Raw genomic sequence first — 495 nt, 5'->3', positions numbered from 1 at the left:
CTTCGCTGTTTTCAATCATGATCCATTCTGAAAAGATTAAAAGTATTGCGGAAACAGGCAGGCTCCGGCTGATTATATTAGGTGGTGAATCGGTCAACAAGAACGATTTAAGGCGGTTTAGTTCATTGGATCTTAATCATTCGATCCGCCTCATTAATCATTATGGACCGACGGAAAGTACAATCGGCTGTGTGGCGGGAGAGGTCAATCTTGATCAAATCGATGAATTCTCCAACGTAATCGGTAAGCCATTGGACAATATTCAAGCCTATATTCTTGATCCGCATCAGAACCTTGTGCCAGTCGGGGTTCCGGGCGAATTATATATCAGCGGCGACGGAGTGGCAAAAGGGTATGTGAACAACTCGGAATTAACGGAAGAAAAGTTTATCCAAAGTCCGTTTGAGCCAGGAAAAAGAATGTACAAGACGGGAGATTTGGTGAAAAGACTGTCCGATGGCCGAATTGAATTTATCGGAAGACTAGACAGTCAAG

Annotated in this window: 1 protein-coding gene; it reads left to right on the top strand. The window is 43.6% G+C overall.

What is annotated here, in order from left to right:
• Positions 1-17: 17 nt before the first annotated feature.
• A partial coding sequence (locus tag OQ477_RS20815) for an AMP-binding protein (protein WP_265973604.1) occupies positions 18-495 on the top strand: 478 nt, incomplete at its 3' end.

The sequence above is a fragment of the Bacillus sp. ChL18 genome, assembly GCF_026241425.1.
Classification (GTDB): Bacteria; Bacillota; Bacilli; order Bacillales; family Bacillaceae; genus Bacillus; species Bacillus velezensis.
The sequence above is the reverse complement of the archived record's forward strand: the minus strand, read 5'-3'. Positions and strand labels throughout refer to the sequence as shown.